The sequence below is a fragment of the Kitasatospora gansuensis genome, assembly GCF_014203705.1.
Classification (GTDB): domain Bacteria; phylum Actinomycetota; class Actinomycetes; order Streptomycetales; family Streptomycetaceae; genus Kitasatospora; species Kitasatospora gansuensis.
On sequence record NZ_JACHJR010000001.1, the window covers coordinates 7670194 to 7697187 of the forward strand.

Consider the following 26994-nt stretch of genomic DNA (forward strand, 5'->3'; position numbering starts at 1 on the left):
GGGGCGGCCGGCCGGGTCGCGGTGCAGCGTGGTCCCGACCGACCGCCTCGGTGGGGCGAGGTGGTCCGCTCCGCGGCCGCCGGTGAGCACTACCGGAGCCGCGGATACGGGGAGTCCCAGGAACAGCTTCAGGGCACCGGGTCGGGTGTATGGAGCCCGCCCCGGTGGGCACCTGTCCACACGGGGTCTCCGTAGGTCAGCGAACCACCTGCCGCACCGCTCGCCGTCCCGACCGGATGACCGGCTGAAGCACGCCCCCGCGCGCGCCCAGCCGGCTCCTACGGGCCGCCGGGCCCCGGAACTCCGGGGCCGGGATCAGTCTCACCCGGCCGGATTGCAAGAATCTTGCACGGGCCGACGGCACACCCCGCCGGACGGCCCGTCAGGTGGACACTCCGGCGGGCGGGACCGGCCCGGCGGACGGCCACCAGCAGGACCGCCCTCGACCGCGAGGGACCGCGAGGGGCGAAGAACGGGGTGCACGTGCTGGTCAGGCTGCTGGGTCGGGTCGGGGTCGAGACGGCGGACGGTTTCGTCCCGGCCGGGACGGCGAAGCAGAGCGCGGTGCTCGCCGTGCTCGCGATGACGCCGGGACGCCGGGTGGGGGTGGACCACCTGATCGACCGGGTCTGGGAGGAGCACCCACCGCCCACCGCCCGGAGCACCCTGTACGCCTACCTGGCCCGGCTGCGCCGGGTGCTGGTTCCCTGGCCGGAGCTCCAACTGCTCCGGGACGGCGCGGGTTACACGCTGACGGCCGAGCCCGAGCAGATCGACGTGCACCGCCTGCGCCGGCTGGCCGCCGACGCCGAGCGGGCCGAGCGGGACGGCGACCGGCCGCGCTCGGCCGAACTCCTCGGCGCGGCGGCCCGGTTGTGGGACAGCCCGCTCGCGGGAGTGCCCGGAGCCTGGGCGGACCGGATGCGGGAGACCCTGACCAGGGAGTACCTGGAGATCCAGACCAGCCGCTACCGCACCGAACTCGGGCTCGGCCGGCCAGGACCGGTGGCCGCCGAGCTCTCCCCGCTGGTGGCCGAACACCCGCTGGCCGAACCGCTGGTGACGCTCCTGCTGCTGGCGCTCCGGCAGAGCGGCCGGACCGCCGAGGCCCTGGAGCTGTACGAGCGCACCAGGACTCGGCTGCGCGAGGAGCTCGGCTCCGACCCCGGCGCGGCCCTCGCCGACGCCCACCGCCAACTGCTCGCCGGTGACCGGACCGCACCTGCTCCGCCACCGGTCGTGATCCCACGTCAACTCCCGCCGGTGGTACGCGAACTGACCGGCCGCCGGGCCGAGTTGGCGGAGCTGGACGGGCTGCTCCCGGACGGCCTGCCCGCGCTGGTGCTGGTCTCCGGGATGGCGGGCGTCGGCAAGACCGCACTCACCACCTGGTGGGCCCAGCAGGTCCGGAGCCACTTCCCGGACGGTCAGCTCCACCTCAACCTGCGCGGCCACGGCCCCGGCGAACCGATGACGCCGGGTCAGGCCCTGACCCAACTGCTCGGCGCGCTGGGCGTCCAGCCCGAGCAGATCCCCGCCGACGAGCAGCAGGCCGCCGCCCTCTACCGCTCGGTGCTGGCCGAGCGCCGGGTCCTGCTGCTGCTCGACAACGCCCGGACCGCCCAGCAGGTCCGCCCGCTGCTGCCCGCCGGGCCGCTGAGCTGCGTGCTGGTCACCTCCCGGGAGCGGCTCACCGGCCTGATCGCCCGGGACGGCGCCCGGGACCTGCGGCTCGGCCTGCTGACACCCGATCAGGCGGTCACCCTGATCGCCCGCCTGGTCGGTTCCGACCGGGTCGCCCAGGAACCGGAGGCCGCCGCCGAGATCGCCCGGACCTGCGGCCTGCTGCCGCTGGCGATCCGGATCGCCACAGCCGGGCTGGCCGGGGCCGACTACCCGACCCTGGCCGACCGCGCCGCCGCCCTGTCCGGCACCAGCGCACTGGCCGAGCTGGAGGTGCTGGGCGACGAGCAGGCCGCGATCCGGACCGCCTTCGACTACTCGTACCAGGCGCTGACCCCCGATCAGCAGCTGCTGTTCCGCCGCCTCGGCCTGCTGCCGGTCCCCGAGTTCGGCCCCCGGGGAGCGGCCGCGCTGACCGGCTCCACCCCCGAACGGACCGCCCCGCTGCTGCGCCGCCTGCTGGACGCGCACCTGATCACCCAGGTGGCCGCCGACCGCTACACGGTGCACGACCTGCTCCGCCGCTACGCCCAACTGCTGGGCCTGGAGTGCGACCCGGAGGCCGACCGGCTGGCCGCCTCCCGGCGGCTGTACGCGCTCTACCTGCACCTGGCGGACTCGGCCGCGCGGACACTGTTCCCGCAGTTCGTCCGGCTGCCGATCCCGGAGGAATTGCGGCTGCCGGGCGAGCCGTTCACCGACGCGCGGGACGCCGCGGCCTGGATCGCCCAGTACGAGGCCGCGCTGGTGCTGGCGCAGAGCGCGGCGGTGGCGCAGGGCGCGCCCGAGATGGCCTGGCTGCTCTCCGACGCGCTGCGCCCGCACTACACCGCCCGGCGCGGCAACCCGCACTGGCTGCCGGTCGCCCGCACCGCGCTGGCCGCCGCGCTGGCCCGGGACGACCGGGCCGCCGTGATGGCCTCGCTCACCAGCCTGGCGATGGCCCACCACTGCACCGGCGACTACCGGCGCGCGGTCGGCTACAACCGCTGGATCGTCCGGGTGGCCGAGCGGATCACCGACGGCCCGGCCGAGCTGCACCGGTTCCGGGCCTCGGCGCTGGAGCGGATCGGCGTCGCCTGCTCGATCCTCGGCCGGGCCGACCAGGCGGTGGAGTACATGTCGGCGGCGCTGGCGGTCTACCAGCAGCTCGGCCGGCGGACCGGCATCGCGATCAACCACAACAACCTGGGCGCCGACTACCTGATGTCGGGCCGGCTGACCGAGGCCGAGGCCCACCTGACCGAGGCGCTGGAGATCCACCGCTCGGCGGGCGCCCGGCGCGGCGAGGCGGCCGCACTGATCAATCTCGGGGTGCTCCGGCACCGCCGGGGCGATCTCGACGCCGCGGTCCTGGACCTGACCACGGCCCACCTGATCGACCGTGACCTCGGGCACCTGGACGGCGAGGCCGCCGCACTGGTCGAACGGTCGGCCGTGGCGCTCTCCGCCGGACGCCCCGAGGACGCCCTGCACGACGCCCGTACGGCACTCGCCCTGGTGCTGCGGACCGGGGACCCGTTCGCCGAGTGCGGCGCGCTGCTCGCCCTCGGCGGCTACCGGCTGGCGATGGGCCACACCCGCCCCGCCGCCCTGCACCTGCGCCGCGCCCTCCGCCTCGCGGTCACCAGCGGCGTACGGCACCCGGAGCTCCGCGCCACCCTCGGCCTGGCCGAGGTCGAGCTGCTGGAACACCGCCCGGCCGAGGCCGCCCGACTCGCCGGCCAGGTGGTCGACCTCTGCCGCACCGGCGGCTACCGCCCGCTGGAGGCCCGGGCCCTGCTGGTGATCGCCACCGCCCACCTCCACCAGGGCACCCCGGCCGCCGCCGTCCCGCTCGCCGAGCAGGCCGCCGCCATCCAGCGCGCCATCGACCACCGGTCCGACCTGGCCCGCACCGAGGCGCTGCTGGCCCGGGCCCGGAGGGCCTAGTCCAGGTAGTCGCGGAGGACCTGGGAGCGGGACGGGTGGCGGAGCTTGGACATGGTCTTGGACTCGATCTGGCGGATCCGCTCGCGGGTCACGCCGTAGACCTTGCCGATCTCGTCCAGGGTCTTCGGCTGGCCGTCGGTGAGGCCGAAGCGCATCGAGACCACGCCCGCCTCGCGCTCGGCCAGGGTGTCGAGGACGGAGTGCAGCTGCTCCTGAAGCAGGGTGAAGGAGACCGCGTCGGCCGGGACGACCGCCTCGGAGTCCTCGATCAGGTCGCCGAACTCGCTGTCGCCCTCGTCGCCGAGCGGGGTGTGCAGGGAGATCGGCTCGCGGCCGTACTTCTGGACCTCGACCACCTTTTCGGGGGTCATGTCCAGCTCTCTGCCCAGCTCCTCCGGGGTGGGCTCGCGGCCCAGGTCCTGGAGCATCTGGCGCTGCACGCGGGCCAGCTTGTTGATGACCTCGACCATGTGCACCGGGATGCGGATGGTGCGGGCCTGGTCGGCCATCGCGCGGGTGATCGCCTGCCGGATCCACCAGGTGGCGTACGTGGAGAACTTGAAGCCCTTGGTGTAGTCGAACTTCTCGACCGCGCGGATCAGGCCGACGTTGCCCTCCTGGATCAGGTCCAGGAAGAGCATGCCGCGGCCGGTGTAGCGCTTGGCCAGCGAGACCACCAGGCGGAGGTTGGCCTCCAGCAGGTGGTTCTTGGCCCGGCGGCCGTCCTCGGCGAGCAGCTCCAGCTCGCGGCGGAACTGCGGGGTCAGGCTGTCGTCGACGTCGAGCCGGTCCTCGGCGAACAGGCCGGCCTCGATCCGCTTGGCCAGCTCGACCTCCTGCTCGGCGTTGAGCAGCGGGACCTTGCCGATCTGCTTCAGGTAGTCCTTGACCGGGTCGGCGGTGGCACCGGCCGTGGAGACCTGCTGGGCGGGCGCGTCGTCGTCGTCCCGGTCGGACAGGACGAAGGAGCCACCCTCCTGCTCCTCGGGCTCGGCGGCGGCCGGCTCCTTGTCGTCCTCCCAGTCGCCGCCACTGTCCTCCGCGGACGGTGCGGGCTGCGGAGCGGCCACCGCGGCCTTGGCCGCCGCCCGCTTGACGGGACGCTTCTTCTCGGCGACGGAAACCCTGCTGGTCGAGCTGAGCGACACGAGGAGCCTCTCACAAGGGGGAGTGGGACAACGCGGTACGGGAACTCGTCCCGCGCGACAACACCTCCCCGTTCATCGCGGGGCAGGTCGATCCGTTACGGATCGAATTACGTGACGTGGACCACGGTTTTGCGCCCAATGGCCGAAAGGACTCCACCGGCAGCACCGGCGTGGGTGTTAGATCCGCAGTGACATCGAGGCTAGGGTACTGCGCGGAGGTGGCGTAATGACGGAAGCCGGGGCGTTGTTCCAAGCAGTGGACGCGCTGCTCGCGCGAGCGGAGGAGCTGCCTCCCCCCGACGAGCGGGCCCGTCTGCGCAAAGCCGCCCGGCTGACCCAGCAGCAGATCGCGGACGCCCTGCAGGTGAAGCGCGAAACCATCTGGACGTGGGAGAAGGGCCGGGTCGAACCCCGGACACCACAGCGGGAAGCATACGCGCGCCTGCTCCGGGGTCTTGCCGAGCGCTTCCCGGCGCCGGTGGAGGCCGAGGCGCCGGAGCGCTAGGGCCTGTCCGCCTGCACCGCCGCCAGGGCGTCCAGCTGCTCCTTCGACCACGAGAGCCGGCCGGCCCGCAGGTCCTCGACCACCGTGCGCACCCACGCCAGCTCCGCGGCCGTCACGGCCCGCAGGTACTCGGTTTCCAGGCGGGTGATGCGCGGCAGCCCGTGCCCCGCCTCCGCGGCCATGGCCGCTTCCAGCCCGTCGAGCTTCCGCGTGAGGGCGTCGGCCCGCCGCTCCAGCACGTCCGCCATCCCGTCCGACGTGAGCAGCAGAAGGTTCGAGAGGGCGGCCGGGAACTCCGGGAACTCCTCCTTGGGTGTGGTGAGCATCTCCTCCAGCCAGGCCCGGGCGGTCTCGCGTCCCGCGTCGGTGACCTCGTAGACGGTCCGCTCGGGGTACTGCTGATCGCGCTCGGTCTCGCGGACCGCGATCAGCCCGTCGGCGTTGAGCCGCTCGATCGTGCGGTAGAGGCTCGCGCGCTGCCGGACGTTGACGACCTGCTCCTTGCCCCAGTCCTTGACCAGCCGCTGGATGCCGTACGGATGCAGCGGCTTGTGGTGCAGCAGGGCCAGGACGGTCAGGGCGAGGGGGGAGCTGCGGGGGGCGGATGCGGTCATGGGCGGGATTCTAGCTTCGCGGCAACTAGTTGACGTGTAACTAGTTGCAGTGCAACTATCGACTCGTTCACAGGGCACCCCACAGAGAGGACCTCCGAGATGTCTCCCAAAGCCCGCACCGCGCTCGTCATCGGCGGCGGCATCGCCGGCCCGGTCGCCGCGATGGCACTCCGTCAGGCAGGTATCGAGGCCGCCGTCCACGAGGCGTACGACCACACGGCCGACGGGGTCGGCGGCGGTATGACCATCGCCCCGAACGGCCAGAACGCCCTCGACGCGATCGGCGCGGGCGACCTGGTCCGCGCCATCGGCATCCCGGTCAGCGCCCTGGGGCTGCGGAGCTGGACGGGCAAGCACCTCGCGCGGTTCGCGCCGCCCGCCCGCCTCCCGTCCCTGCAGTTCGTCTGGCGCGCCGATCTCTACCGGGCGATCTACGCCGAGGCGGAGCGCCGCTCCGTCCCCATCCACCACGGCAAGCGGCTGACGGGCACGACGGACACCGGCTCCGGCGTCACCGCGCACTTCGCGGACGGCACCCAGGCGAGCGCCGACATCCTGATCGGCGCGGACGGCATCCGCTCCACGGTCCGCTCCCTGATCGACCCCGCCGCACCGCAGCCGAACTACGCCGGCCTGGTGTGCTTCGGGGCGCGGCTGGACCGGTCGGGGCTGCCCTCCACCGAGGGCGTGATGTACATGTGCTTCGGCAAGCGCGCGTTCTTCGGCTACCAGGTCTTCGACGACTCCTCGGCGGTGTGGTTCGTGAACCTGCCGCACCGTGCCCCGATGACGGTGGCCGAGGCCCAGGCGATCGGCGCGGAGGAGTGGATGCGCACCCTGCGGGCCGCCTTCGCGGACGACCGGACCCCTGCGCTGGAAATGATCGGCCGTACCGACCCCGGCCAACTCCTCGTCACCGGACCGATGGAGAACATGCCGAGGGTCGCGAACTGGACCCGCGGCCGGATGGCCCTGATCGGCGACGCGGCCCACGCCGCCTCGTCCAGCTCCGGACAGGGCGCCTCGATCGCCGCCGAGAGCGCCGTCGAACTGGCGCGCTGCCTGCGGGACTTGCCCTACGACCAGGCGTTCGCGGCGTACGAACAGCTGCGCCGCCCCCGGGTCGAACGCATCATCAAGCTCGGCGTCCGCACGAACAGCAACAAGACCGCGGGCCCGGTCGGCCGCGCCCTGCGCGACCTGGTGATGCCGGCGGCCATGAAGCTGGTCAATCCGGAGAAGATGGCCTGGCAGTTCGACCACCGCATCGACTGGGACGCGAAGGCGGCCCCGCTCACCTGAACCCTCCGGTTGGGGTCAGTGGGCGGTGAGCGTGGCCTCCTCGAACTCCAGCACCGAGGTGAAGCCGAGGCGCTCGTAGAGCCGTACGGCGATGGTGTTGTCGGCGCGGACGTTGAGCCCGATGTGGTCGACGGTGCGGGCCAGTTGACGGCAGAGCACGGCCACGCAGGCGGCGGCCGCGCCGCGTCCCCGAGCTGCCGGACGGGTCGTCACATTGCCGATGGCGGCCACCCGGTGGGCGGGGGAGTAGACGTGCACACCGGCGACGGCGACCAGGCTGCCGTCATCGTCCCGGGCGCCGACGTACTGGCCGGTGTCGATCATCCGGTCGTCGAACCAGTTGCCCGGGTAGCTCGCCGCGAACAGCTCGGTCAGCTCCGGCAGTTCGGCCCGGCCCAGCGGCTGCGGCCGCCAGGGGCCGAGCGGGTGCCGGTCGGCGCGGGCGGGGTCGGTGAGGGCCATCCGCCGCAGCGTGCCGTGACGCTTCACCGCGTAGGCGGTGGACAGGACTTGGAGCGAATCCGCCGACAGATGGGCGAGGATTCGGCGTGGCAGCACCGGCAGCAGCGCGTGCGTGAGCGCCCGCCAGTCGGCCGCCTCCTCGGGCCGGCCCAGCCCGAGCAGGGTGGGCGGGTCGCCGACGCCGTACAGCAGGGCCACCGGACCGTCGTCGCCGAGGGTGTACCAGGTGGTGTGCGGCCACAGCAGGTCGTCGAGGTCGCCGAGTTCCAGCTGATGGAGTGCCGGGTCGCGTTCGAAGCGGGCCGCCAGGACGGCCTTGTCGTGCAGGCTGAGCAGGGACATCCGTGCACCCTACCCGGGGCGTTGCCCGGCGGTGCCGACGAGGGGATCATGCCGGGATGACTGCTCATCACCTCCCGCCCGCCCCGGTGCGGCTCGCCCGGTACACGAAGGACGACCAGGCCGAGATCCTCGGCGACACCACCGACGCGTTCGGAGTCGCCTCGCTCGGGCTGACCTGGCTGCCGAAGGAGGAGCACTTCGGCATCCGGCTCGACGGCCGCCTGGTCGCCCATACCGGTCTGCTCCGGCTGCCGATCGCGATCGGTGAGCTGGAGACGGAGGTGATGGGCGTCGGCGGCGTGGCCGTCGCCGCCGATCTGCGCGGTCGAGGGCTGGCCCGGGCCGTCATCGGGGCCGCCCTGGAGTACGCCCGCACGGTGGGTCCGCCGTACGCGCTGCTGTTCTGCCGGCCCCCGATCGCGCCCGTGTACCGGCGGCTCGGCTGGCGGACGGTGGAGGGCGAGGTGGAGGTACGGCAGCCCGGTGGGGTGGTCGTGATGCCGCTGTGCACCCTGTGGACGCCGCTGCGGGAGGGGGTGGAGTGGCCGGGGGGTGCGGTGCGGCTGCTCTCGCTGCCGATGTGAAGGTGATGGGGACCCGGAATCGTTCCCTCCGTATTTGTGGAGGGTGCATGGAGAACTCGTGAGGCCGGTCGGTAGTCTCTCTGTTCTAACGACTCCGGGGGGACTCCAATGCGCCGCGTCAGCTCCACTGCCGTACTGCTGGCCGGTCTGGCCTGCCTCGTCTCGTGCAGTTCCGGTCCGCACCCCACCGGCGGGGACCATGCGGACGGCGGCAAGGCGGACGGGGGCAAGTCCGCCACCGCGCCGAGCAGCCCGGCGGAGCCGTCGAAGGCAGCGGCCGGGGACCCGGCGGCGACCATCACGATCGCTTTCGCGGGCGATGTGCACTTCGAGGGCCGGACCGAGAGCCGGCTCAACGTGAAGGCCCCCGAGCAGGCGCTCGGACCGATCTCCAAGACGCTGGCGGCAGCCGACCTCTCGGTGCTCAACCTGGAGACCGCGATCACCGAACGGGGCGCGCCGGAGCCGAAGACCTACACCTTCAGGACCCCGGCCAGATCGCTCAAGGTGCTCCAGGACTCCGGCGTGGACATCGTCTCGCTCGCCAACAACCACGCCGTCGACTTCGGCCCGGCCGGGCTGGCCGACACCCTGGCGGCGAAGGCGGCTTCGCCGATACCGGTGGTGGGCTTCGGCAAGAACGCCGAGGAGGCGTTCGCGGCCCACGTGGCGGACGTGAAGGGGGTCAAGGTCGCGGTGCTCGGGGCGAGCCAGGTGGTCGACCTGACCAACCAGAAGTGGCGGGCCGGTGCCGACAAGCCCGGCATCGCCTCGGCGCTGGAGGCGGACACCCTGGTCAAGGCGGTGCAGAAGGCCAAGACCCAGGCCCCGGTGGTGATCGTCTACCTGCACTGGGGCGAGGAGGGCGTGGCCTGCCCGACCGGTGCGCAGACCACCCTCGCCAAGCGGCTCGCCGCCGCCGGCGCCTCCGCCGTGGTCGGCACCCACGCGCACACCATGCTCGGCGCGGGCATGCTCGGCGACACCTATGTCGCGTACGGCTTCGGCAACTTCCTCTGGTACGGCACCTCCAGCTACGCCAACTCCAACGAGACCGGCGTCACCACCCTCACCCTGACCGGCGCGGGCAAGGTCACCGGCGAGGTCTTCACCCCGGCCCAGGTCAACTCCCAGGGCATCCCCGCACCGGAGACCGGTGCCGTCGCCACCGCCTCGCTGAAGCGCCGGGACGGGCTGCGCGGCTGCACCGGGCTGGCCCCCGCCCCGAAGTAGTCCCGGCCCAGGTGTGGTGTGCTGGAGGGGGAAGCCGCCAGGAGGTCGCCGTGAGAGTTGCACCCGTCGCCGTTCTGCTGGCCGCCCTGCTGCTGACCGGCTGCGAGGCGGGCGAGCCGGTGGCGGGGAAGACGGTGGAGACCGTGGCGGACGGGTTGGACACACCGTGGGGAGTGGCTCAACTCCCGGACGGGGAGCTGCTGGTGGGGTCGCGGGACCAGGGGCGGATCACCCGGGTGCCGCTGTCGGGCGGCCCAAGGGTGGATCTCGGCGCCGTGCCCGGCGTGCGGCCGGGCGGGGAGGGCGGACTGCTGGGGCTGGCGCTCTCGCCGGGGTTCGCCGAGGACCGGACGGTCTACGCGTACTTCACCGCAGAGCAGGACAACCGGATTGTCCGGCTGCACTACCGGGACGGCCAACTCGCCGACCCGCAACCGGTGTTGACCGGCATCCCGAAGGGCAGCAACCACAACGGCGGCCGGATCGCGTTCGGCCCGGACGGCATGCTGTACGCCGGCACCGGCGAGGCGGGCCGGACCGCACTCTCCCAGGACCGGGCGTCGCTGGGCGGCAAGATCCTCCGGATGACCCCGGACGGCGCACCCGCGCCCGGCAACCCCTTCCCCGGCTCGGTGGTGTTCAGCCTCGGCCACCGCAATGTGCAGGGCCTGGCCTGGGATGCCCAAGGGCGGCTCTGGGCAGCCGAGTTCGGGCAGAACACCTGGGACGAGCTCAACCTGATCGAGCCCGGCGGCAACTACGGCTGGCCGGTGGTGGAGGGCAAGGCGGGGCGGCCGGGGTTCCTTGATCCGTACGCCCAGTGGACCACCGCCGAGGCCTCGCCCTCCGGGATCGCGTACGCCGACGGCGCGGTCTGGATGGCGGCCCTGCGCGGGAGCCGGCTGTGGCAGGTGCCGCTGGACGGCGGCGCGCCGACCGCCCACCTGACCGACCGGTACGGGCGGCTGCGGACCGTGCTCGCCGACCGGGACGGCACGCTGCTGGTGACCACCAGCAACACCGACGGACGCGGCCGCCCCCGGGACGGGGACGACCGCGTCCTGCGGTTCAGCGTCCGCCGTTGACGACGGCGCTGGTGACCGCGCCGCCCTGGACGTTCCACTTGGCCAGCACCTTGTCGTACTCGCCGTTGCGGATCAGCTGGTCCAGGGCCTTGGCCAGGACGTCGCGCAGGGCGGTCCGGTCCTTGCGCACGGTGATCCCGTACGGGCTGGTCTGGAACTGACCGCCCGTCACCTGGAAGGTGCCCTTGCCGCGGCCGGTGCGGGTGTTGTACTCGGCGACGGGGTAGTCGTTCAGGTCGGCCACCGCTGTGCCGGCGGCGAGTTCGGCGAGCGCCTGGTCGTCGGTGTCCAGCCGGTGGATGCGCAGCGGCTTGCCGGTCCTGGTGCAGGCGCCGGTCTGCAGTTCGGCCATCTCGTCCTGGACGGTCCCGCGCTGGAGGGCCACCGTCCGGCCGCACAGGTCGTCGAGCGAGCCGATGCCGAGCGGGTTGCCCTGCTTGACCAGGATCGAGGTGCCGGTGACGAAGTAGTCGACGAAGTCGACGCCCGGGTTGACCTGGTTGCCGGTCTCGTCGGTGCCCAGCTGGCGGCGGCGGGTGTCGATCACGGCGGACATCGCCAGGTCGGCCTTGCCGTTCTGCACGGCCGGGAGCACCTCGGCGAACGGCAGGTCGACGAACTGCACCCGCAGCCCGAGGTAGGTGCCGAGGGCGGCGGCCAGGTCCGGGTCCAGTCCGGTCGCGGTGCCGTCGGCGGCCTTGAAGTCGACGGGCGGGTAGTTGAGGTCGGAGGCGATCTTCAGGACGCCGGCGTCCCGGACGGACTGCGGCAGCCGGGAACGCAGGTCGGTCTTCGAGCCGGGGGCGGCCGAGGTGACGCTGCCGCACGCGGCCAGCGTCAGGCAGCCCACGGCCGCGAGGGCGCGCGTGGGTATGGCGGAGACGTGCATGAGGGTGCAACTTCCAGAGGGAGGGAAGAGGAGAAGACGCGATCACCGCTGCCGGCTGCCGGGGTACGCAGCGGTCGGGCCTGCTCGCATCGCCCCTGATACCGGTGCTGGATGAGCACCCGGCCGGTCGGCTGAGAGGCCCGCCCACGGCTGGCGGGAACGGCCATCCTCGCACCTCACACCCCCGGCACCGGCCGCCACCCCCGGCCGGTGCCGCCTCACCCTGGTGGCGTCAGCTCAGTTCGAGTGCGTCCCGGTACACCCAGGCGCCGTTCTCCCGGACGAACGCGCTGCGCTCGCTCATCACGCCCTCCTCGCCCTGGTGCACGAAGTGCGCCCGGAACGTGACCGTGCCCTCGGAGTGGAACGCCCCGCCCTCGCTGCTCGCCAGCACCTCGAGCCGCTGCCAGCGCAGCTCCAGGTCGAAGTCGACCGACGGCGGCCTGGTCGCGGCGGCCCAGGTGCGCAGCAGGTACGCCTCGTCACCCACCACGAACGCGCTGTAGCGCGAGCGCATCAGCTGCTCTGCGGTACCGGCGGCCAGTTCGCCCCGGTGCAGGCGGCCGCAGCACTCCCGGTAGCTGGCGGGCAGACCGCAGGGGCAGGCGGCGGTGGCGGCGGGGCGCGGCGAGGGCTTGGGGCGTCGTGACATGCCCCTATTCTGCGGCCTCCGGCGGGCCGATCTGCCGGGCTACTGCCCGCGCAGGCGCTCCATGTCCCGACGGTCGCGCTTGGTGGGCCGTCCGGCGCCGCGGTCCCGGATGCCCGCCATCTCGATCTCCGCGCGCGGCGGCGGGGGCGGGGTGTCGTCGCGGTAGCACTCGGCCGCCACCTCGGCGCCCACCCGCTTGCGGATCAGCTTGCGGACCGTGACGATCCGCTCCTGCCCGGCGTGGAACAGCCGGACCACGTCACCTTCGCGGACGGCCTGCGCGGGCTTCACCCGCTCGTCGTTGATCCGTACGTGCCCGGCCCGGCACTCGGCGGCGGCCAGGGACCGGGTCTTGGTGAGACGGACGGACCAGATCCAGGCGTCCACCCGCACGCTCGACTCGTCGGTTGCCATGATCCGACCCTACCGCCCGGGTGCGGGCGAAAACCGCTTGCCCGGTCCGGCGCCGCACGGCACGCTTTCGCAGTCCGCACCGCATGTACTGTACGCACCAGGAAACGAGTAGTCAGCAGATGCCCGCACCTTCGGGATTCGAGTACCAGCAGCGCCCCGACGGAACGGTGGTGATCATCCACCACCGCAGGCCGGCCGGCACCCTGCGCGGCCCCCGGGCCGAGGAGTTCCTCGCCGAGATCGAAGCGGGCGACCCCCAGTTGGTGATGGCCCGTTGGACCGGCCACTACAAGCACGGCAACGAACGCGCGGCCCGACAGCACCCGCGCAACCGGGGCCGCTGAACCGGAGTGCGGGCGCGGAGTTGACCCTGACACGGTGTGAGGGGGTTGACTCCTCTCACCTGCCCGGCGATCCGCGGGCAGGGATCACCGCTGTCTCCGCGAAGGATTCCCGTGCTCGGCTACGTCGGCTCCGGCCCCTACTGCTTCACCAACTCGCTGGCCATGATGCTGGGTCAGGAGGCTCCCTCCACCGCGGTCATCGAGACCCTGACGGGTTCACCGTTCGGCGCCCAACTCATCGCCGGTGCCCTGCCGTTGTTCGATCCGTACGGATGGCACCCCGAGCTCGGCCTCGACGCCGCGATCGCCCAGCTGGGCTGGAGCTGCGAGCGCAGTGACGGAGGCACGTCGGCCGAGGCGCTGGAACGGCTGCGGACCGCCTGCTCGCGGGGGCCGGTCCTGGTCGGTCCGGTGGACATGGGCCTGCTGCTCCACCAGCCCGGCACACCGAACGCCGACGGCGGTGACCACTACGTCGTGGTGATCGCGGTCGACGAGGACACCGTCGAACTCCACGACCCCCACGGCCACCCGTACGCGACGCTGCCGACGCAGGCTTTCCTCGCGGCGTGGGAGGCGAAGTCGATCAGCTACATCGACGCCCCGTACGTGCTGCGGACCGGTTTCGTACGTCAGCGTCGGATCACCCCCGTCGACGCGCTGCGGCAGTCGCTGCCGAGCGCCGAACGCTGGCTGGCCGGCCGCGACGACCTGCCCATGCCGCCCGGTTCCCTGAGCGGAGCCGCCGCCGTCGAGACCCTCGCCGACCTGGTCGACCAGGGCCTGCCGCCCGGCATCCGCATGCTGCTCACCGCGTTCGGTGTGCGCGTGGGCGCACGCCGCCTGAACGACGCGGCGATGTGCCTGGAGGAACTGGGCCTGTCGCACGCAGCCTCGGTGGCACAGCGTCAGGCCAGGCTGCTGGGCAGCCTGCAGTACCCACTGGTACACGGCGACGACCGGACCGCAGCGGCGCAGCTACGTCAACTGGCGCCTACCTACGGGCAGTTGCACGCGGCCATCAGGGCCGGGGGGCGCGCTCCCGGAGTGCGGTGAGCGCGCGCCTGGAAATCTCGTCGGGTGTGCCGACGGCGTCGACCGTGATCAGGAGGCCCTGCCCGGCGTAGTGCTGGGCGATGGGCACCATCATCGCTTCGTGTGACTCGAACCGGAGGCGGACGCCGATCTCGTTGGCGGCCCCTTGGCGGCTGGCCAGGAGGTGGACGTGACGCTCCACGTCCCGCTCGGGAAGCTTCAGGTACAGCACGCTGTCGAGCGGCGTGCCGAGCTCGCGGAGCAACTCGTCCAGCGCGAGCGCCTGGGCGGCGCTGTGCGGGTGTCCGACGAGGAGGAAGTCCGCACGGGCCGACCGATGCAGGTGGTCGCGGATGACCGCGGTGATCATCTCGTCGGGGAACAGGTTGCCGGAGTTGATGATCTCGGCGGCTCGGATCCCCAGCTCGGTGCCCTGGGAGAGGTGAGCGCGCATGAGATCGCCGAGGTGGATCTCCGGCACTGCCAGGGCCTCAGCGAGTGACGCGGCAGGGGATTCCCGCGTGAACACTGGTGATTGGAAGAGAACGACGCGCATCAGCCCATCATCGAGCCTCGTTGCGTGAGATGCGATACCCCCAGGCCCGCGCCTGCGCACGGGAGTTGCGAACGGCCGGAGGCCCGGCTCTGGTTGTGAGGACAGGGTGGCGAGGGTCCACGTGGGCTTCTCCTGAGTGGCGCGCGATGAGCCTTGCGGGGAGGGACACTACTCAGGCTTGTCATGGCATGCAATGTATAGATGAAAACTTTCACGATCTACGTCATGGATATGTTGCAAGCCAGCGGTCTGCGGCGAATAGCCACACCGCCCCGGTCGCCTGGTCGAGGCGGGCTTCACCCGACTGAATCAGGCTGCTGACCTGCTGATGTGCAGTTCCGTCCAGGCCGGCGTCAGCAGTCGGGGACGTGGAGGGCGACAGTCCTGATCCGAGGCACCCGGCCCGCAGGTGAGTGGAAGCGATGCGGTCGACTTGCACGCAACTATTGACACCACGTCACCACCAAGTACTCAATAGGCAACACAGTTCAACTACTTCCAACACAGCGAGCTGCGAAAGGCTCGGACGGCCCGCCCCGATCTCCCCGGCCCCGCCCCCTCCCCGGCCGGAGCGGAGCGGCGCTCCGTCCTGATGTGTGTTCCACACCCCCACCGGGGGCGGTCGAGATCGGCCGTCCCCGAATGAAGCGTGCCCCCACTCGAAAGGATCGATCGCACATGCGTCGTTTTGCCTGTGCACTGTCTGTCGTACTGGCATCAGTCGGCACCGCAATCGTGATTCCCAGCGCCCCCGCAGTGGCGTTGACGGCAGGGCCCTATGTGATCGAAGTCGAGAACATGTCGCTGACCAACTTCGCGACGGACACCGTGAACCACACCTGGAACGGCAACACGGTCGACAACGTCACCTACGCCCGGGGTGTCGCAGGGCAGACGAGCATCGCCCGCACGACCTTCAACGGCGTCGCCGGCACCTACGACCTGATCACGCGCTACAACGGCAAGACCGCCAACGGGGTGACGTACAAGCTCTCCGTGAACTCCGCCCTGGTGGATTCCTGGGCGACCTCCCAGCGGTACGGCCGGGACTACACCGACCCGATGAACATCGACACCCGTACGTCGAGCAAGGTGGCGCTCAAGGCCGGTGACACCGTCGAGTTGACGGCCACCTCCGTCGGCGAGGTGCCGCGGGTCGACCGGATCACGATTCAGGAGCACGTGGGGGCGCCGACCAGCACGCTGTCCATCGCTTCGCCGAACGCGACCCTGAACGACGGCTTCAACTGGGGCAAGAACCGGGCCCTGGGCATGACGTTCTATCCGGGAAACCCGATGATGGGTCACGAACCGGAGTGGTGGCGCCTCAAGGACGCCACGCACACGACGGTGGCGCCCGGCTACTGGGGTGCGTACACCAACCGGGAGTCCTACTACAACCGGGACATCTCCCACCAGTCGGACGGCGCGCACGTGCTCGGCCTGGACGCCGAGACGTTGAACATGCTGAAGACCTTCGCCGGTGACGCCGCAAAGCCGGGGCAGAACGGCTGGCCGCTGTGGGCGCACAGCTCGTCCGGAGCCATGTACTACATCGACGGCACCGGCTTCCGGGAGCTGCCGTCGCCGTTCAACCTGATGACCAAGGCGTACAAGCAGTACCAGTGGACGGGCAACGCGGACTGGATCAACGATCCGACCCTCGCCGCGTACTACGACTCGACGATGGGTCAGTTCCTCACCAACCACGAGGTGACCTGGAACGACGCCAACCCGGCTGCCGAGCAGCCGGTTTCGCGGAAGCAGGCGGGGGAGTACACGGCGACGTTCTTCGAGTTCCCGAACGAGAACCTGGTCTCGGCGGCCGATTCGCTCGGGTACCAGTACCAGTCGATGCTGGCGTACTCGGAGATCCTGAAGGCGAAGGGCGACACCGCCAACAGCACGAAGTGGGCCGACCGGGCCCAGCGGGTGCGCAACAACTTCGAGGCGAACTGGTGGGACGCGGCGAACAACCGGTACGTCCGCGGCAAGGACGCTGCCGGTACGGGCTACAGCAGTTGGGGCCACGAGGCCAGCTTCCTGATGATGCTGACCGGGCTGGGCGACCACGGTGCCAGGACCAACGGCTACCTGGACTTCATCGCCGCCAACGATGACAACCTGAACGTCGAGGCGACCTCGTACCTGCCGGAGATGTACTACCAGTACAACCGGTCCACCGAGGGCTGGGCGTGGCTCAAGAAGCTCATGACCGGCAAGGACAACTACCCGGAGATCTCGTTCCTGGCGGTCAGCAGCGTCGTCGACGGGATGATGGGCGTGCAGCCGGACGCCCCGCACCACAAGGTGTCCACCATCTCGCGGCTGACCTCCGAGACGCCGTGGGTCGAGCTCGACCACCTCAAGGTCGGCGACAACGACCTGAAGCTGAAGCACACCGGCACGACGGCCTCCACGTTGACCAACAACTCGGGTGGCACCGTGAGTTGGGAGGCCGAGTTCTACGGCACCCCCGCCACGATCACCGTGAACGGGGTCGCGCAGACGCCGCAGACCAAGACGCTGTACGGCAAGACGGTGTCCTACGTGACCGTTCCGGTGGCCGTCGGTGCGTCCGTGACCGCGACCGTCGGCACCGCCGGCGGGAACGAGCAGACTGTCGACCTGAGCGATCTCACCTGGAGCAGCGCCCGGAGCGACTTCGGCACGGTCCAGAAGGACCGGAGCGTCGACTCCAGGCCGATCACGCTCAACGGCACGGCTTACCCCAAGGGCCTTGGCACGCACGCCAACGGCGCGATCACGTACGCGCTGAACGGTGCGTACGCGCGGTTCCGTTCGGATGTGGGTGTGGACGACGAGGTCAGTGCGAACGCGACGGTGAAGTTCGAGGTCTGGGGTGACGGCGTCAAGCTGTACGAGAGCCCGGCCGCGATGACGCCGGCCAGTGCGACGCAGTCGATCGACGTCAGCGTCGCGGGCGTCAACTCGCTGGTGCTGAAGGTGACGGACGCGGGTGACGGCATCAACAGCGACCACGCCGACTGGGCCGGAGCCAAGCTCATCGGCAACCCCCAGACGCCGACGGCCCTCAGCGACCTGAACTGGACCGGTACCCCCACCATCGGTTCGGGCACCGTCCGCAAGGACAAGAGTGTCGACGCGAACCCGATCCGGCTGAACGGCACCGCCTACGCCAAAGGCGTAGGTACGCACGCCACCAGCGCCATCACGTACGCGCTGAACGGTGCGTACGCGCGGTTCCGTTCGGATGTGGGTGTGGACGACGAGGTCAGTGCGAACGCGACGGTGAAGTTCGAGGTCTGGGGTGACGGCGTCAAGCTGTACGAGAGCCCGGCCGCGATGACCCCGGCGAGTGCGACGCAGTCGATCGACGTCAGCGTCGCGGGCGTCAACTCGCTGGTGCTGAAGGTGACGGACGCGGGTGACGGCATCAACAGCGACCACGCCGACTGGGCCGGAGCCGAACTGACGCGGTAACAGTTGATCCCCGAGCCGGCGGGAGCCCCCGCCGGCTCGGGGAGTCACGGCGTCGGGTCGGCGGCTTCCGACCAGGCCCGGCGCAGAAACCCGACGAGGGTGAGCAGCCAGACGGCGGTGGCGATCCACAGGAGCGGCCGGCCCAGGGTGGAGAGCTGGTGGACGCCGGTGGCGGGGCCGGCGTTCAGGCAGGCGACGGCGGTCATGCCGAGCGGGAAGACGGTGGCCCAGCGGCGGATGTCGTAGGACAGCCGAGGGCGCGCGAGCTCGGCGGCCGCCAGGACCAGGTACCAGGCCAGGGCGAGGCCGAGCAGGGTGAGCGTCGCGGTACGGAGCACGGTGTGGGCGGTGCCGGTCCACAGCGGGGAGGGCAGGAGCTTGGAGCCCGCCAGCGCGGAGATCGCCATCGCCCCGCCGGCGACCCACTGGTCGCCGGCGCCGCTGACGACCTGTCGCGGATCGAAGTGGAACAGCGCCAGACCGTAGAGCAGCACGCCGAGGCAGAACAGCACGAGCGCGCCCCGGGCCAGCCAGCTGCCGTAGACCGGGGCGAGGACGGCGGCCAGTACCGCGAGCGCCTGGGTGGCGACGCAGACCAGGAACGCCGCCCCGGGCATCCGGCGCCGCCAGTGGCGGATCACGGTGATCAGCAGTCCCGGCCAGGCGAGCGTGGCGACCGCGAGCAGGACGGCGGCCGCCGGGTGCCGGCCGGACAGGGCCAGCCGGGTGCCGAGCACGCAGGTGGCGGCGACGCCGGTGAGGGCGGGCGGGGTGTCGGCCTCGGTGATCCACCGGTCCCGGTCACGCAGCAGCCGCCAGGTGAAGTCGGCGGCCAGGACCACCCACAGCCCGGCGGCCAGCACGAGCAGGACCGCGGACAGCACCTGGCGGCCGGTCAGGTGCAGCCCCACGGAGACGATGCCGGTGGCCATGACCGCGGCTCCGGCGGCGGGGGTCAGGTCGGCCCATCGATGCGGGCGGTGTCTCTCCACCGGTCCATCGCACCGTGTCCGGAGGGGTACCCGCCATCGGTGTGGTCCGCACGGGTCCTCAGGGGCCGGGCGCACCGGTCAGGCGGCGTACACCCGGAGCTCGGAGACCTGCCCGGCCGGCCAGCCCGTGTTGGCGGTGAAGACGAGCAGGACGTACCGGGTGGTCGCGGTGGCGGGCAGGGTCAGGGTGGCGGTGTTCCCGGTGGCCGGGTCGAAGGTGCAGCCCGTGGCGGCCAGCAGCTGCCCGAAGGAGGTGCCGTCGGTGCTGCCCTGGACGGCGACGGTCTGGGTCCGGGTGGCCCAGGCGGTGGCGGGCGGCAGGGTGAGGACGATCCGGCGGACGCCGGTGGCGGCGCCCAGGTCGACCTGGAGCCACTGCGGGAAGGCGTTGTTGGCGCTCTCCCAGTAGCTGTTCGGATCGCCGTCCACGGTGTTGCCGGAGCCGTACGCCTGGGTGTGGCTGCTCTCGGAGGTCGGCCGGTGCAGTGCGAGGTTGACGGGGGGTGAGCTGACTACTGGTGGGGTGGGTCGGACGGCAGTGAGGGCGAGCTGGCCCTTGAGCATCCGGCCGCCGTCGCCGGTCAGCCGCAGGTAGTAGTCGGAGGAGCAGGCGGTGCCGTCCTCGTCGAGCGCGAGGAAGCCCGAGCCGACCGGTACCCAGGTCTGGGACTCGGCGGTCTTGGCGATCTGGTTGCCCTCGTTGTACTCGTCGAACATGGAGATGTAGACGCTCGGCACCCCGGCCCGGCCCATGTTGTAGAACTGCCGCCACATGAAGTCGCCGTGGGCGCGCTGCCGACCGGAGACCCCGCCGGGCAGCACGCACGGCTGGTAGTCGATGCCGCGCGCGGCGCAGTCGGCGAGGTCGGGCACGGTCGCGACGTTGTAGAAGTTGTCGGCGTCCGCGACGCTGCCGATCCGGCCGACCAGCCACGGCGAGAGCATGTCGAACGCGTGGTAGACGCCGGTGAACCCGGGCCGGGAATCCCGGTCGCCGGTCCGCCACCAGGTCGGCACCCCGCCGATCACGTAACAGCCCTGCGCCTTGAACCAGTTCACCACGTCCAGGCAGGCGTCCGGCCCGAACGGCCGCTGCTTGTCGTTGAAGCCGAAGCCCCAGATGCACACCACCGGCTTGCCGTTCTGCCGCGCGTAGGCGGACGAGGAGGTGTGCGCCCCCATCTTGTTCGTCCAGTCGGTCTTGATGTCCGCCTGCATGGTCGTCCAGTCGGAGACGTCGTACATCAGGTAGAACTTGACGCCCTGGGACTCCGCCGCGCTGCGCACCTTGCCCGCCATCGCGTCGCGGGTCGGCCCCTCGCCGCCGGTGGGGTTGAAGCGCTGGAGAGCGGCGGTGTCGATGCCGTACTGCTTCATCCAGCGGAAGTGCACGTCGACGGTCGACTGGTCGTAGGAGGAGAACAGCGAGGCGGGCTGCCCGTTGCCGAGGCTGTCGTAGGCGGTGCGGTAGGTGGTCGGGTAGTCGCGGACGTCGGGCCAGGCGACGACGGCGCTGTTGGCGGGGGACGGCGCCTGGCCCCAGTTCTGGGCCCAGTGCCACCAGCCGTTGACCGGGGCACCGTCCCCGGGGCAGGCGAACCAGCCTTGGTAGCCCACAGTCACCTTGCCGACCACATCGCCGGGCGCGCTCGCCGCTACCGCGGTCTCCCCGAGCCCCGTTGCTCCGGCGATGCCCGCCGCGGCCGCGGCCTGCAGGAACGTCCGACGCGTGACACCCATCTGGATCTCCTCCGACTTGTCGTCAACTCCGTGGCCGGAAACGTTGGTTGAGCAGTGGTGGCAGCGCGGAGTCCGATGCGGAGAGCGTAATGAGATGGGCACGTAAGGGCAATAGATCGCTCGTCTGCTGCAAAAACATGCCAGCAGGGCGCAATAAGACGTCTATGGTGCCAGGATGGGCTGAACGCACGCTCGAGCTGGGAGCCCGCGCAGAGACCCGCCGACTCGTTCAGGGCGCCCCAGGCGTGTACTCAAGTGCCGTACGGGGGAAGGCCGGTAGGGTGCAACGGACGGCAGGGCACACCCGAGGGAGGAGTGGCTATGCGCGGAGGTCGGGTCGCGGTGGTCGGCGGCAGTATCGCGGGCTGCGCGTTCGCGTCGGCGGCGGCCCGGGCGGGGGCCGGCGAGGTGGTGGTGCTGGAGCGGACCAGTGGGCAGTTGGCGGATCGTGGGGTGGGTCTGGCGATCCATGACGACCGGGCCGCCGAGCTGGCGGGTACCGGGGTGCTCGCCCCGGGTATCGCCGCGCACCGGCTGACCCGGCGCAAGTGGCTGGTCCAGGACGGGGATTCCCGGACCGGGCGGGTGATGTGGGATCAGCCCTTCCCGTTCCACTCCTACCACTGGGGCCTGCTCTGGCGCGGGATGCGCGCGGCCACCCCGGCCGGCGTGGACTACCGGCAGGGCGCGGCGGTGGAGAGCGTGCGCGGGTACGCCGACCGGGCCGAAGTACGGCTGGCGGACGGGTCGGTGGAGCGGTTCGACCTGGTGGTGGGTGCGGACGGCTACCGGTCGGTGGTCAGGGAGGCGGTCTGTCCCGGTGCCCGGCCGAGCTACGCCGGGTACATCTGCTGGCGCGGCAGCTACCCCGCCGACCGGCTGGCCGCGCTGGGCACCCCGGCGGACGGCGGCACCGACTGGCCGACCACCGACGCGGTCACCGTCGGTATCCCGGGCGGCAGTTGCGTGATCTACCGGATCCCCGGGCCGGACGGGCCGATGGTGAACTGGGTGTGCTACGCCGTCCCGCCGGAGACCGGCCTGCGGCTGGACGACCCGACCAGCCTCCCGCCGGGCGGGGTGACGGGTGAACTGGCCGCCCACCTGGCCTGGTTGGCGCAGCGCTGGTTCCCGCCGTACTGGGTTGGGGTGATCGGGCTGACCCCGCCGGAGCGTACCTTCGTGCAGCCGATCTACGACCTGGAGACCGAACTCACGGTGGGGGAGCGCCTGTTGCTCGCCGGGGACGCCGCCTCGGTGGTCCGGCCGCACAACACCAGCGGCGCGGCCAAGGCCCTGCAGGACGCCACCGCCTTCGAGGCGGCCTGGCGGCAGGCAGACTCCTGGGACGGTCTGCTCCGCTCCTACCAGGCGGCCCGGGGCGCCACCGGCCGGGAGCTGGTCGCCCTGGCCCGCCGCCTCGGCCTGGCCCAGGCGGAACGTACCCCCGACTGGTCGGCGATGACCGAACCGGCGATGACCGCCTGGTGGCGGCAGCAGCTGGACGGCGTGGCCGACATCGGTGGCCAGGCCCTGCCGCCGACGCGGGAGAGCGTCCCGGAGGCGCCGCGCTGACGGTGGTGTCGGTGGCGGTTTATAGCCTGTCGCAATGATCCGTAGCGTGTTCGAGCAGCGACCGCTGGATGCTGCCGTCGCTGACGCCGGGAGCGCGACGCTGGAGTTCGACCGGGCCGGGGCCTGGTTGCGCTCTGCGCTGGTTGGCGCTGTGGAGCCGTTGGGCGCCGAGGTGTGGGTCCTGGATGCAGCCCTGGAGCAGATCGTGCTGGTCAGGCATCCGTGGCGCGGGCTGGTCCCGCCCGGTGGCAAGGTCGAGCCCGGAGAGTGTCCGCGTGCTGGCGCGGCCCGGGAACTGGCCGAGGAGACCGGGCTGCGGCCACGGTTGTTGGAGCGGCCCGCCGCGGTGGCGGTGCGGTCGTTCGGTCCGGGTTGGTCGGAGACGCTGTCCCTCTCCTATGCCGCGATCGGCGACCCGGAGGAGCCGCTGATCGCGGAGGACGGGCAGCCTGCGGCCTGGATGCGGCTGGACCAGGGCTGGGACAGCTGCTTCCCCGAAGACGTGCTGCGCATCCGGCAGTACGTGAAGCTTCTGAGGTCGGGACCCCCGCCTGGTGCCCCCTAAACGAGCGCCTGCGGAGGGCCACTTCGTCCTCGGCGTCGTTGCCCTCGTGCACGCAGAACCAGTGGTGCAGCGCGGCCTGGCGGAACTCGACGAGCAGCCCGGCGTACGTGCCGTAGGCGGTCAGCCGCTCCTGGCGGAGGCGGTCGGCGCGGGTGTTGTGCTCGGTGCGGCGGGCGGAGCGCTGCTGGAAGGCGTGCGTCACCGTCGATCCAAGGAGGGTGCCGAGGACCGCGATGACGCTGGTGAGTATTGCGTTCATGGGGCACCATGCAAGCAGACCGGCCCGACCCGAGGCGCCCGCTGATCGTGGGTCAGGCCTGCAGGGCCGCGGTGACCGCGTCGCGGATCCCGCGGGCGGTCCGGGGTCGCTGCCCGGCGAGCAGCCGGACCGCGCGGCCGAGCCACTCGCCGTCGCCGAGGCGGTGGACCTCGCCCGAGCTGCCGGTCCGGAGTAGGAGCGCCTCGAAGAGCGCGAGCTCGGTGAAGCCGTACGGGCGGGGGTGGCGGTCGAAGGGCGCGAGCCAGTCCTCGTACGGGTGACGCAGCGTCATGTGCAGGTAGCCGCGGCCGCGTCCCTGCCACGGGCCCCGCCAGCCGCCGAGCAGTGCCAGCATGCCGTACGAGCCCCGGGGGTAGCGGCCGCCGAGGGTGAAGCGGTTCAGGTCCATGATCCTGGCCCAGGGGGTGACCTGCTCCTCGGCGTCCGCCGTGTGCAGGCACAGGCCGTCGGTGCGGAACTCCAGCCAGACGCCGCCGGGCCGCTGGTGGTCGCCCACCAGCCAGCGGCCGTCGACCTGTACCAGCGGGCCGAGGGATGTGTGCGTGGTGCTCATGTCGTCAGTTGATCATATGAGAATGCGTCACGTGGGCGGATTCGAACGTACCGTCAGGCCCGGGCGCGGGCGGCCGGGATCACCAGGGGCTTGCCGGTCTCCGGGTCCTCGATCACCCGGCAGCGGAGCCGGAAGACCTGTTCGACCAGGTCGGCCGTGACGATCCGGGCCGGGTCGCCCTCGGCGAGCACCTCGCCGTCCCGCATGGCGATCAGGTGGGTGGCGTACCTGGCCGCGTGGTTGAGGTCGTGCAGGACGGCGACCAGGGTGCGGCCCTGCTCCTCGTGCAGCCGGGCGCAGAGGTCGAGCACCTCGATCTGGTGGGCGATGTCGAGGTAGGTGGTGGGCTCGTCCAGCAGGAGCAGCGGGGTCTGCTGGGCCAGCGCCATGGCGATCCAGACCCGCTGCCGCTGGCCGCCGGAGAGTTCCTCGACCTGACGGTCCGCCAGCTCCAGGACGCCGGTGGCGGCCATCGACTCGTCGGTGATCCGCTCGTCCTCCCGGGACCACTGCCGCAGCAGCCCCTGGTGCGGGTGGCGGCCCCGGGAGACCAGCTCGGCGACCGTGATGCCGTCGGGGGCGACCGAGCTCTGCGGCAGCAGGCCGAGGGTGCGGGCCACGGTGCGCGGTGCGACGGTCGCGATGTCCCGGCCGTCCAGCAGGACCTGACCGTCCTTGGGCCGGAGCACCCGGGCCAGCGCCCGCAGCAGGGTGGACTTGCCGCAGGCGTTCGGGCCGACGATCACGGTGAACGAGTTGTCCGGGATCGTCACCGTCAAGTCCCGGGCGACGGTGCGCTGTTCGTACGCGAGGGTCAGGCCCTGTCCAGACAGTCGGGGGTTCATGTCCGTGCTCCTCGTCATATCCGTCCCGCCTTGCGTTCGGTGGCCAGCAGCCACACCAGGTAGCCGCCGCCGAGCACGCCGGTGACCACGCCGACCGGCAACTGCCGGTCGGGGACCAGGTGCTGGGCCAGCCAGTCGGCGCCGACCAGCAGTGCTGCGCCGACCGTCATCGAGGCCGCCAGGTTCGGCCCCGGTGCCCGGGTCAGCCGGCGGGCCAGCTGAGGGGCGGTCAGGGCGACGAAGGAGACCGGCCCGGCGGCGGCCGCCGCGAAGGAGGCGAGCAGGACGGCGGCGGCCAGCAGCACCGGCCGGACCAGCCGCACCCGGACGCCGAGCGCGAACGCGGCCTCGTCGCCCATCTCCAGCAGGCGCAGCGAGCGCCCGAAGCCGAACAGCACCACCGGCACCAGCACGGCCAGTGCGGCCAGCAGCGGGACGGCCTGCTCCCAGCCTCGCCCGTCCAGGCTGCCGGTCAGCCAGAGCATTGCCCGGGCGGCGTCGGTGAGTTGGGCCCGGGTGAGCAGGTAGCCGTTGAGGCCGGTGAGGATCGCGGCGATGCCGATGCCGGTCAGTACCAGCCGGCTGCCGTGCACGCCGTGCCGCCAGGCCAGCAGGTGGATCAGGACGCCGGTCAGCACCCCGCCGGCCAGCGCGCCGAGCGACAGGGCGAACGAGCCGCCGCCGAACAGCACGATCGCGGTCAGTGCCCCGGCGGCCGAGCCCTGGGTGAAGCCCAGCACGTCGGGGCTGCCGAGCGGATTGCGCACCAGCGACTGGAACACCGCGCCGGACAGCGCGAGCGCGGCGCCCACCAGCAGGGCGGTGGCCACCCGGGGCAGCCGCAGTTCACGGACGATGAACTCCTGGGCCGGGTCGCCGTTCCCGGCCAGCGCCCGGAGTACCTCGGCCGGGGAGATCGGGAAGTCGCCGCTGCCGATCGCCAGCACCCCGACGGCCAGCGCCGCCAGCAGGCAGGCCAGGCCCACCGTCAGTGCCCGGGGCCGGAGTTGGACGGACAGTCCGCCGGTGGTCCTGAACACCTTCATGCCCGCACCGCCTTCGGCCGCCGGACGAAGTACAGGAAGACCGGCCCGCCGAGCACCGCCGTGACGATGCCCACCTGGAGCTCGCCGGGCCGGCCCAGCACCCGGCCGAGCACGTCCGCGCCGAGCATCAGCACGGGGGCCAGCACCGCGCAGTACGGCAGCAGCCAGCGCAGGTCGGGCCCGGTGAGGGTGCGGACCAGGTGCGGGACCAGCAGGCCGACGAAGACGATCGGTCCGCACGCGGCGGTGGCCGCCCCGCAGAGCAGGCCGACCGCGACCAGTGCGCCGGTCCGGACCCGGCCGGGCCTGGCGCCCAGCGCGGTGGCCGAATCCTCGCCCAGCGCAAGGGCGTTGAGAGGCTGGGCGAGCGCCAGCGCGAGCAGCGAGCCGGCCAGGACGAACGGCAGCAGCTTGACCACGGTGCCCGGCTGCGCGGAGGCGAGCGAGCCGACGGTCCAGAACCGCATCCGCTCCAGGGAGGCCGCGCTGAGCAGCATCACCGCGCTGACGTACGAGTAGAGCGTGGCGTTCAGCGCGGCTCCGGCCAGGGCCAGCCGGGCGGGGGTGGCGCCGCGGCCGCCGCCGACCGCGTACACCGCGGCCGAGACCAGGGCGGCGCCGAGCAGGGCGAACCAGATGTAGCCGGTGAAGCTCGTGACGCCGAGGAAGGTGATCGCTGTGGCGACGGCCGCCGAGGCGCCCGCGTTGATACCGAGCAGGCCGGGGTCGGCCAGCGGATTGCGGGTCAGGGCCTGCATCACGCCGCCCGCGAGGCCGAGGGCGCAGCCGACCAGCAGTCCGAGCAGGGTGCGGGGGAGGCGCATCTCGTGCACGACGGTCCAGCCGGTCGAACCCTCGTCCCAGAGCCCGTGCCAGACCTGGGGCAGCGTCAGCTGGCGGGCGCCGACGGCGAGGCTGAGCGCGCAGACGGCGAGCAGCAGCAGGAGGCAGGTGAACAGTCCGGCGGCCCGGCGGGCCTGACGCCCCGGCAGGCGGAGCGGGCCCGCCACCGAGGGGGGAGCTTTGGAGGACACGTGGCGCGACTTCCGGTGCGACCCGGGGCGAGAGCCCGAGCTGATGGGCAGTAACGAAGGTTAGGCTAACCTAATATTCGACGGGCCGGTTCCGACGGTCCCGGCCGTCCGGCATGCCT

At 71.9% G+C, this 26994-nt stretch carries 23 protein-coding genes and 2 pseudogenes; 11 read left to right on the forward strand and 14 right to left on the reverse strand.

Annotated features, from left to right (window positions below; all coding sequences use genetic code 11):
* Positions 1-477 precede the first annotated feature (477 nt).
* Positions 478-3615 (forward strand): AfsR/SARP family transcriptional regulator, encoded by a 3138-nt coding sequence (locus tag F4556_RS34560; RefSeq protein WP_184923244.1) that lies wholly within the window; start codon positions 478-480, stop codon positions 3613-3615.
* On the opposite strand, the pseudogene F4556_RS34565 reads toward F4556_RS34560, so the two are convergent.
* A pseudogene (locus F4556_RS34565) lies at positions 3612-4709 on the reverse strand (RNA polymerase sigma factor); the annotation flags it as partial. The gene F4556_RS34560 and the pseudogene F4556_RS34565 sit on opposite strands and share 4 nt — an antisense overlap.
* A gap of 298 nt (positions 4710-5007) precedes the next feature.
* Here F4556_RS34565 and F4556_RS34570 point away from each other — a divergent pair.
* Positions 5008-5268 (forward strand): helix-turn-helix transcriptional regulator, encoded by a 261-nt coding sequence (locus F4556_RS34570; RefSeq protein WP_246511171.1) that lies wholly within the window; start codon positions 5008-5010, stop codon positions 5266-5268.
* On the opposite strand, the gene F4556_RS34575 is transcribed toward F4556_RS34570, so the two are convergent.
* Positions 5265-5882 (reverse strand): PadR family transcriptional regulator, encoded by a 618-nt coding sequence (locus F4556_RS34575; RefSeq protein WP_184923248.1) that lies wholly within the window; start codon positions 5880-5882, stop codon positions 5265-5267. The genes F4556_RS34570 and F4556_RS34575 overlap by 4 nt on opposite strands.
* 99 nt (positions 5883-5981) lie before the next feature.
* Between F4556_RS34575 and F4556_RS34580 the strand changes: the two genes are divergently transcribed.
* A complete protein-coding gene (locus F4556_RS34580) occupies positions 5982-7184 on the forward strand; it encodes an FAD-dependent oxidoreductase (protein WP_184923250.1) in 1203 nt (400 codons plus the stop codon).
* 15 nt (positions 7185-7199) lie between these two features.
* On the opposite strand, the gene F4556_RS34585 is transcribed toward F4556_RS34580, so the two are convergent.
* Positions 7200-7988 (reverse strand): GNAT family N-acetyltransferase, encoded by a 789-nt coding sequence (locus F4556_RS34585; RefSeq protein ID WP_184923252.1) that lies wholly within the window; start codon positions 7986-7988, stop codon positions 7200-7202.
* 56 nt (positions 7989-8044) lie between these two features.
* Between F4556_RS34585 and F4556_RS34590 the strand changes: the two genes are divergently transcribed.
* The 3 genes from F4556_RS34590 (at position 8045) to F4556_RS34600 (ending at position 10890) form a co-directional block, all read left to right on the forward strand.
* Complete coding sequence (locus tag F4556_RS34590; RefSeq protein ID WP_184923254.1) at positions 8045-8572, forward strand: GNAT family N-acetyltransferase; 528 nt, start codon at positions 8045-8047, stop codon at positions 8570-8572.
* A 108-nt stretch (positions 8573-8680) separates the two neighbouring features.
* Positions 8681-9805, forward strand: a complete 1125-nt coding sequence (locus tag F4556_RS34595; RefSeq protein WP_184923256.1) for a CapA family protein — start codon at positions 8681-8683, stop codon at positions 9803-9805.
* A gap of 50 nt (positions 9806-9855) precedes the next feature.
* A complete protein-coding gene (locus tag F4556_RS34600) occupies positions 9856-10890 on the forward strand; it encodes a PQQ-dependent sugar dehydrogenase (RefSeq protein WP_376775767.1) in 1035 nt (344 codons plus the stop codon).
* On the opposite strand, the gene F4556_RS34605 is transcribed toward F4556_RS34600, so the two are convergent.
* From F4556_RS34605 to F4556_RS34615, 3 genes are all read right to left on the reverse strand, one after another.
* Positions 10874-11779 (reverse strand): ABC transporter substrate-binding protein, encoded by a 906-nt coding sequence (locus F4556_RS34605; RefSeq protein ID WP_184923259.1) that lies wholly within the window; start codon positions 11777-11779, stop codon positions 10874-10876. The two genes, F4556_RS34600 and F4556_RS34605, sit on opposite strands and share 17 nt — an antisense overlap.
* Before the next feature lie 232 nt (positions 11780-12011).
* Entirely contained in the window at positions 12012-12431 is a 420-nt protein-coding gene (locus F4556_RS34610) for a YchJ family protein (protein ID WP_184923262.1), read from the reverse strand.
* A gap of 39 nt (positions 12432-12470) precedes the next feature.
* Positions 12471-12845 carry an Hsp15 family ribosome-associated heat shock protein gene (locus F4556_RS34615; protein WP_184923263.1) on the reverse strand — a complete coding sequence of 125 codons (375 nt, stop codon included), beginning with the start codon at positions 12843-12845 and terminating at the stop codon, positions 12471-12473.
* Positions 12846-12964: 119 nt separating this feature from the next.
* On the opposite strand from F4556_RS34615, the gene F4556_RS34620 reads away from it, so the two are divergent.
* Together F4556_RS34620 and F4556_RS34625 are read left to right on the forward strand one after the other, a co-directional pair.
* A complete protein-coding gene (locus F4556_RS34620; protein ID WP_184923265.1) occupies positions 12965-13189 on the forward strand; it encodes a hypothetical protein in 225 nt (74 codons plus the stop codon).
* Between the two features lie 111 nt (positions 13190-13300).
* Entirely contained in the window at positions 13301-14245 is a 945-nt protein-coding gene (locus tag F4556_RS34625; protein WP_184923267.1) for a YobF C-terminal domain-containing protein, read from the forward strand.
* Here F4556_RS34625 and F4556_RS34630 read toward each other — a convergent pair.
* The gene (locus F4556_RS34630; protein ID WP_184923269.1) at positions 14211-14780 is read right to left on the reverse strand and encodes an adenylate kinase family protein; all 570 of its coding nucleotides are present in this window, start codon (positions 14778-14780) and stop codon (positions 14211-14213) included. The genes F4556_RS34625 and F4556_RS34630 overlap by 35 nt on opposite strands.
* A 780-nt stretch (positions 14781-15560) precedes the next feature.
* Here F4556_RS34630 and F4556_RS39620 point away from each other — a divergent pair.
* Positions 15561-18245, forward strand: coding sequence for an NPCBM/NEW2 domain-containing protein (locus F4556_RS39620; RefSeq protein WP_184923271.1), 2685 nt, complete (start codon positions 15561-15563; stop codon positions 18243-18245).
* 44 nt (positions 18246-18289) lie between these two features.
* On the opposite strand, the gene F4556_RS34640 is transcribed toward F4556_RS39620, so the two are convergent.
* Together F4556_RS34640 and F4556_RS34645 are read right to left on the reverse strand one after the other, a co-directional pair.
* The gene (locus F4556_RS34640; protein WP_313069040.1) at positions 18290-19237 is read right to left on the reverse strand and encodes a tellurite resistance/C4-dicarboxylate transporter family protein; all 948 of its coding nucleotides are present in this window, start codon (positions 19235-19237) and stop codon (positions 18290-18292) included.
* Positions 19238-19315: 78 nt separating this feature from the next.
* Entirely contained in the window at positions 19316-20977 is a 1662-nt protein-coding gene (locus F4556_RS34645) for a glycoside hydrolase family 99 protein (protein WP_184923275.1), read from the reverse strand.
* A 321-nt stretch (positions 20978-21298) separates the two neighbouring features.
* Between F4556_RS34645 and F4556_RS34650 the strand changes: the two genes are divergently transcribed.
* Positions 21299-22552, forward strand: coding sequence for a Rossmann-fold NAD(P)-binding domain-containing protein (locus tag F4556_RS34650; protein ID WP_246511172.1), 1254 nt, complete (start codon positions 21299-21301; stop codon positions 22550-22552).
* A 34-nt stretch (positions 22553-22586) separates the two neighbouring features.
* Complete coding sequence (locus tag F4556_RS34655) at positions 22587-23117, forward strand: NUDIX hydrolase (protein ID WP_184923277.1); 531 nt, start codon at positions 22587-22589, stop codon at positions 23115-23117.
* A 55-nt stretch (positions 23118-23172) separates the two neighbouring features.
* On the opposite strand, the pseudogene F4556_RS39905 reads toward F4556_RS34655, so the two are convergent.
* From F4556_RS39905 to F4556_RS34675, 5 genes and pseudogenes are all read right to left on the reverse strand, one after another.
* Positions 23173-23376: pseudogene (locus F4556_RS39905) on the reverse strand (hypothetical protein); the annotation flags it as partial.
* Between the two features lie 52 nt (positions 23377-23428).
* Positions 23429-23950: a hypothetical protein gene (locus F4556_RS34660; RefSeq protein WP_221503768.1), complete on the reverse strand. Its 522-nt coding sequence runs from the start codon at positions 23948-23950 to the stop codon at positions 23429-23431.
* A gap of 53 nt (positions 23951-24003) precedes the next feature.
* Positions 24004-24795 (reverse strand): ABC transporter ATP-binding protein, encoded by a 792-nt coding sequence (locus F4556_RS34665; RefSeq protein WP_184923279.1) that lies wholly within the window; start codon positions 24793-24795, stop codon positions 24004-24006.
* A 14-nt stretch (positions 24796-24809) separates the two neighbouring features.
* A complete protein-coding gene (locus F4556_RS34670) occupies positions 24810-25841 on the reverse strand; it encodes a FecCD family ABC transporter permease (protein ID WP_184923281.1) in 1032 nt (343 codons plus the stop codon).
* Positions 25838-26875 carry a FecCD family ABC transporter permease gene (locus F4556_RS34675; protein ID WP_313069043.1) on the reverse strand — a complete coding sequence of 346 codons (1038 nt, stop codon included), beginning with the start codon at positions 26873-26875 and terminating at the stop codon, positions 25838-25840. Before F4556_RS34675 ends, F4556_RS34670 begins: the two co-directional genes overlap by 4 nt.
* Between the last annotated feature and the right edge of the window lie 119 nt (positions 26876-26994).

Coding starts and splice junctions, on each gene's coding strand:
- F4556_RS34575 (WP_184923248.1), bottom strand. CDS start 5,882: ATGACCGCATCCGCCCCCCGCAGCTCCCCCCTCGCCCTGACCGTCCTG.
- F4556_RS34580 (WP_184923250.1), top strand. CDS start 5,982: ATGTCTCCCAAAGCCCGCACCGCGCTCGTCATCGGCGGCGGCATCGCC.
- F4556_RS34585 (WP_184923252.1), bottom strand. CDS start 7,988: ATGTCCCTGCTCAGCCTGCACGACAAGGCCGTCCTGGCGGCCCGCTTC.
- F4556_RS34590 (WP_184923254.1), top strand. CDS start 8,045: ATGACTGCTCATCACCTCCCGCCCGCCCCGGTGCGGCTCGCCCGGTAC.
- F4556_RS34595 (WP_184923256.1), top strand. CDS start 8,681: ATGCGCCGCGTCAGCTCCACTGCCGTACTGCTGGCCGGTCTGGCCTGC.
- F4556_RS34605 (WP_184923259.1), bottom strand. CDS start 11,779: ATGCACGTCTCCGCCATACCCACGCGCGCCCTCGCGGCCGTGGGCTGC.
- F4556_RS34610 (WP_184923262.1), bottom strand. CDS start 12,431: ATGTCACGACGCCCCAAGCCCTCGCCGCGCCCCGCCGCCACCGCCGCC.
- F4556_RS34615 (WP_184923263.1), bottom strand. CDS start 12,845: ATGGCAACCGACGAGTCGAGCGTGCGGGTGGACGCCTGGATCTGGTCC.
- F4556_RS34620 (WP_184923265.1), top strand. CDS start 12,965: ATGCCCGCACCTTCGGGATTCGAGTACCAGCAGCGCCCCGACGGAACG.
- F4556_RS34630 (WP_184923269.1), bottom strand. CDS start 14,780: ATGCGCGTCGTTCTCTTCCAATCACCAGTGTTCACGCGGGAATCCCCT.
- F4556_RS34645 (WP_184923275.1), bottom strand. CDS start 20,977: ATGGGTGTCACGCGTCGGACGTTCCTGCAGGCCGCGGCCGCGGCGGGC.
- F4556_RS34650 (WP_246511172.1), top strand. CDS start 21,299: ATGCGCGGAGGTCGGGTCGCGGTGGTCGGCGGCAGTATCGCGGGCTGC.
- F4556_RS34655 (WP_184923277.1), top strand. CDS start 22,587: ATGATCCGTAGCGTGTTCGAGCAGCGACCGCTGGATGCTGCCGTCGCT.
- F4556_RS34660 (WP_221503768.1), bottom strand. CDS start 23,950: ATGAGCACCACGCACACATCCCTCGGCCCGCTGGTACAGGTCGACGGC.
- F4556_RS34665 (WP_184923279.1), bottom strand. CDS start 24,795: ATGAACCCCCGACTGTCTGGACAGGGCCTGACCCTCGCGTACGAACAG.
- F4556_RS34670 (WP_184923281.1), bottom strand. CDS start 25,841: ATGAAGGTGTTCAGGACCACCGGCGGACTGTCCGTCCAACTCCGGCCC.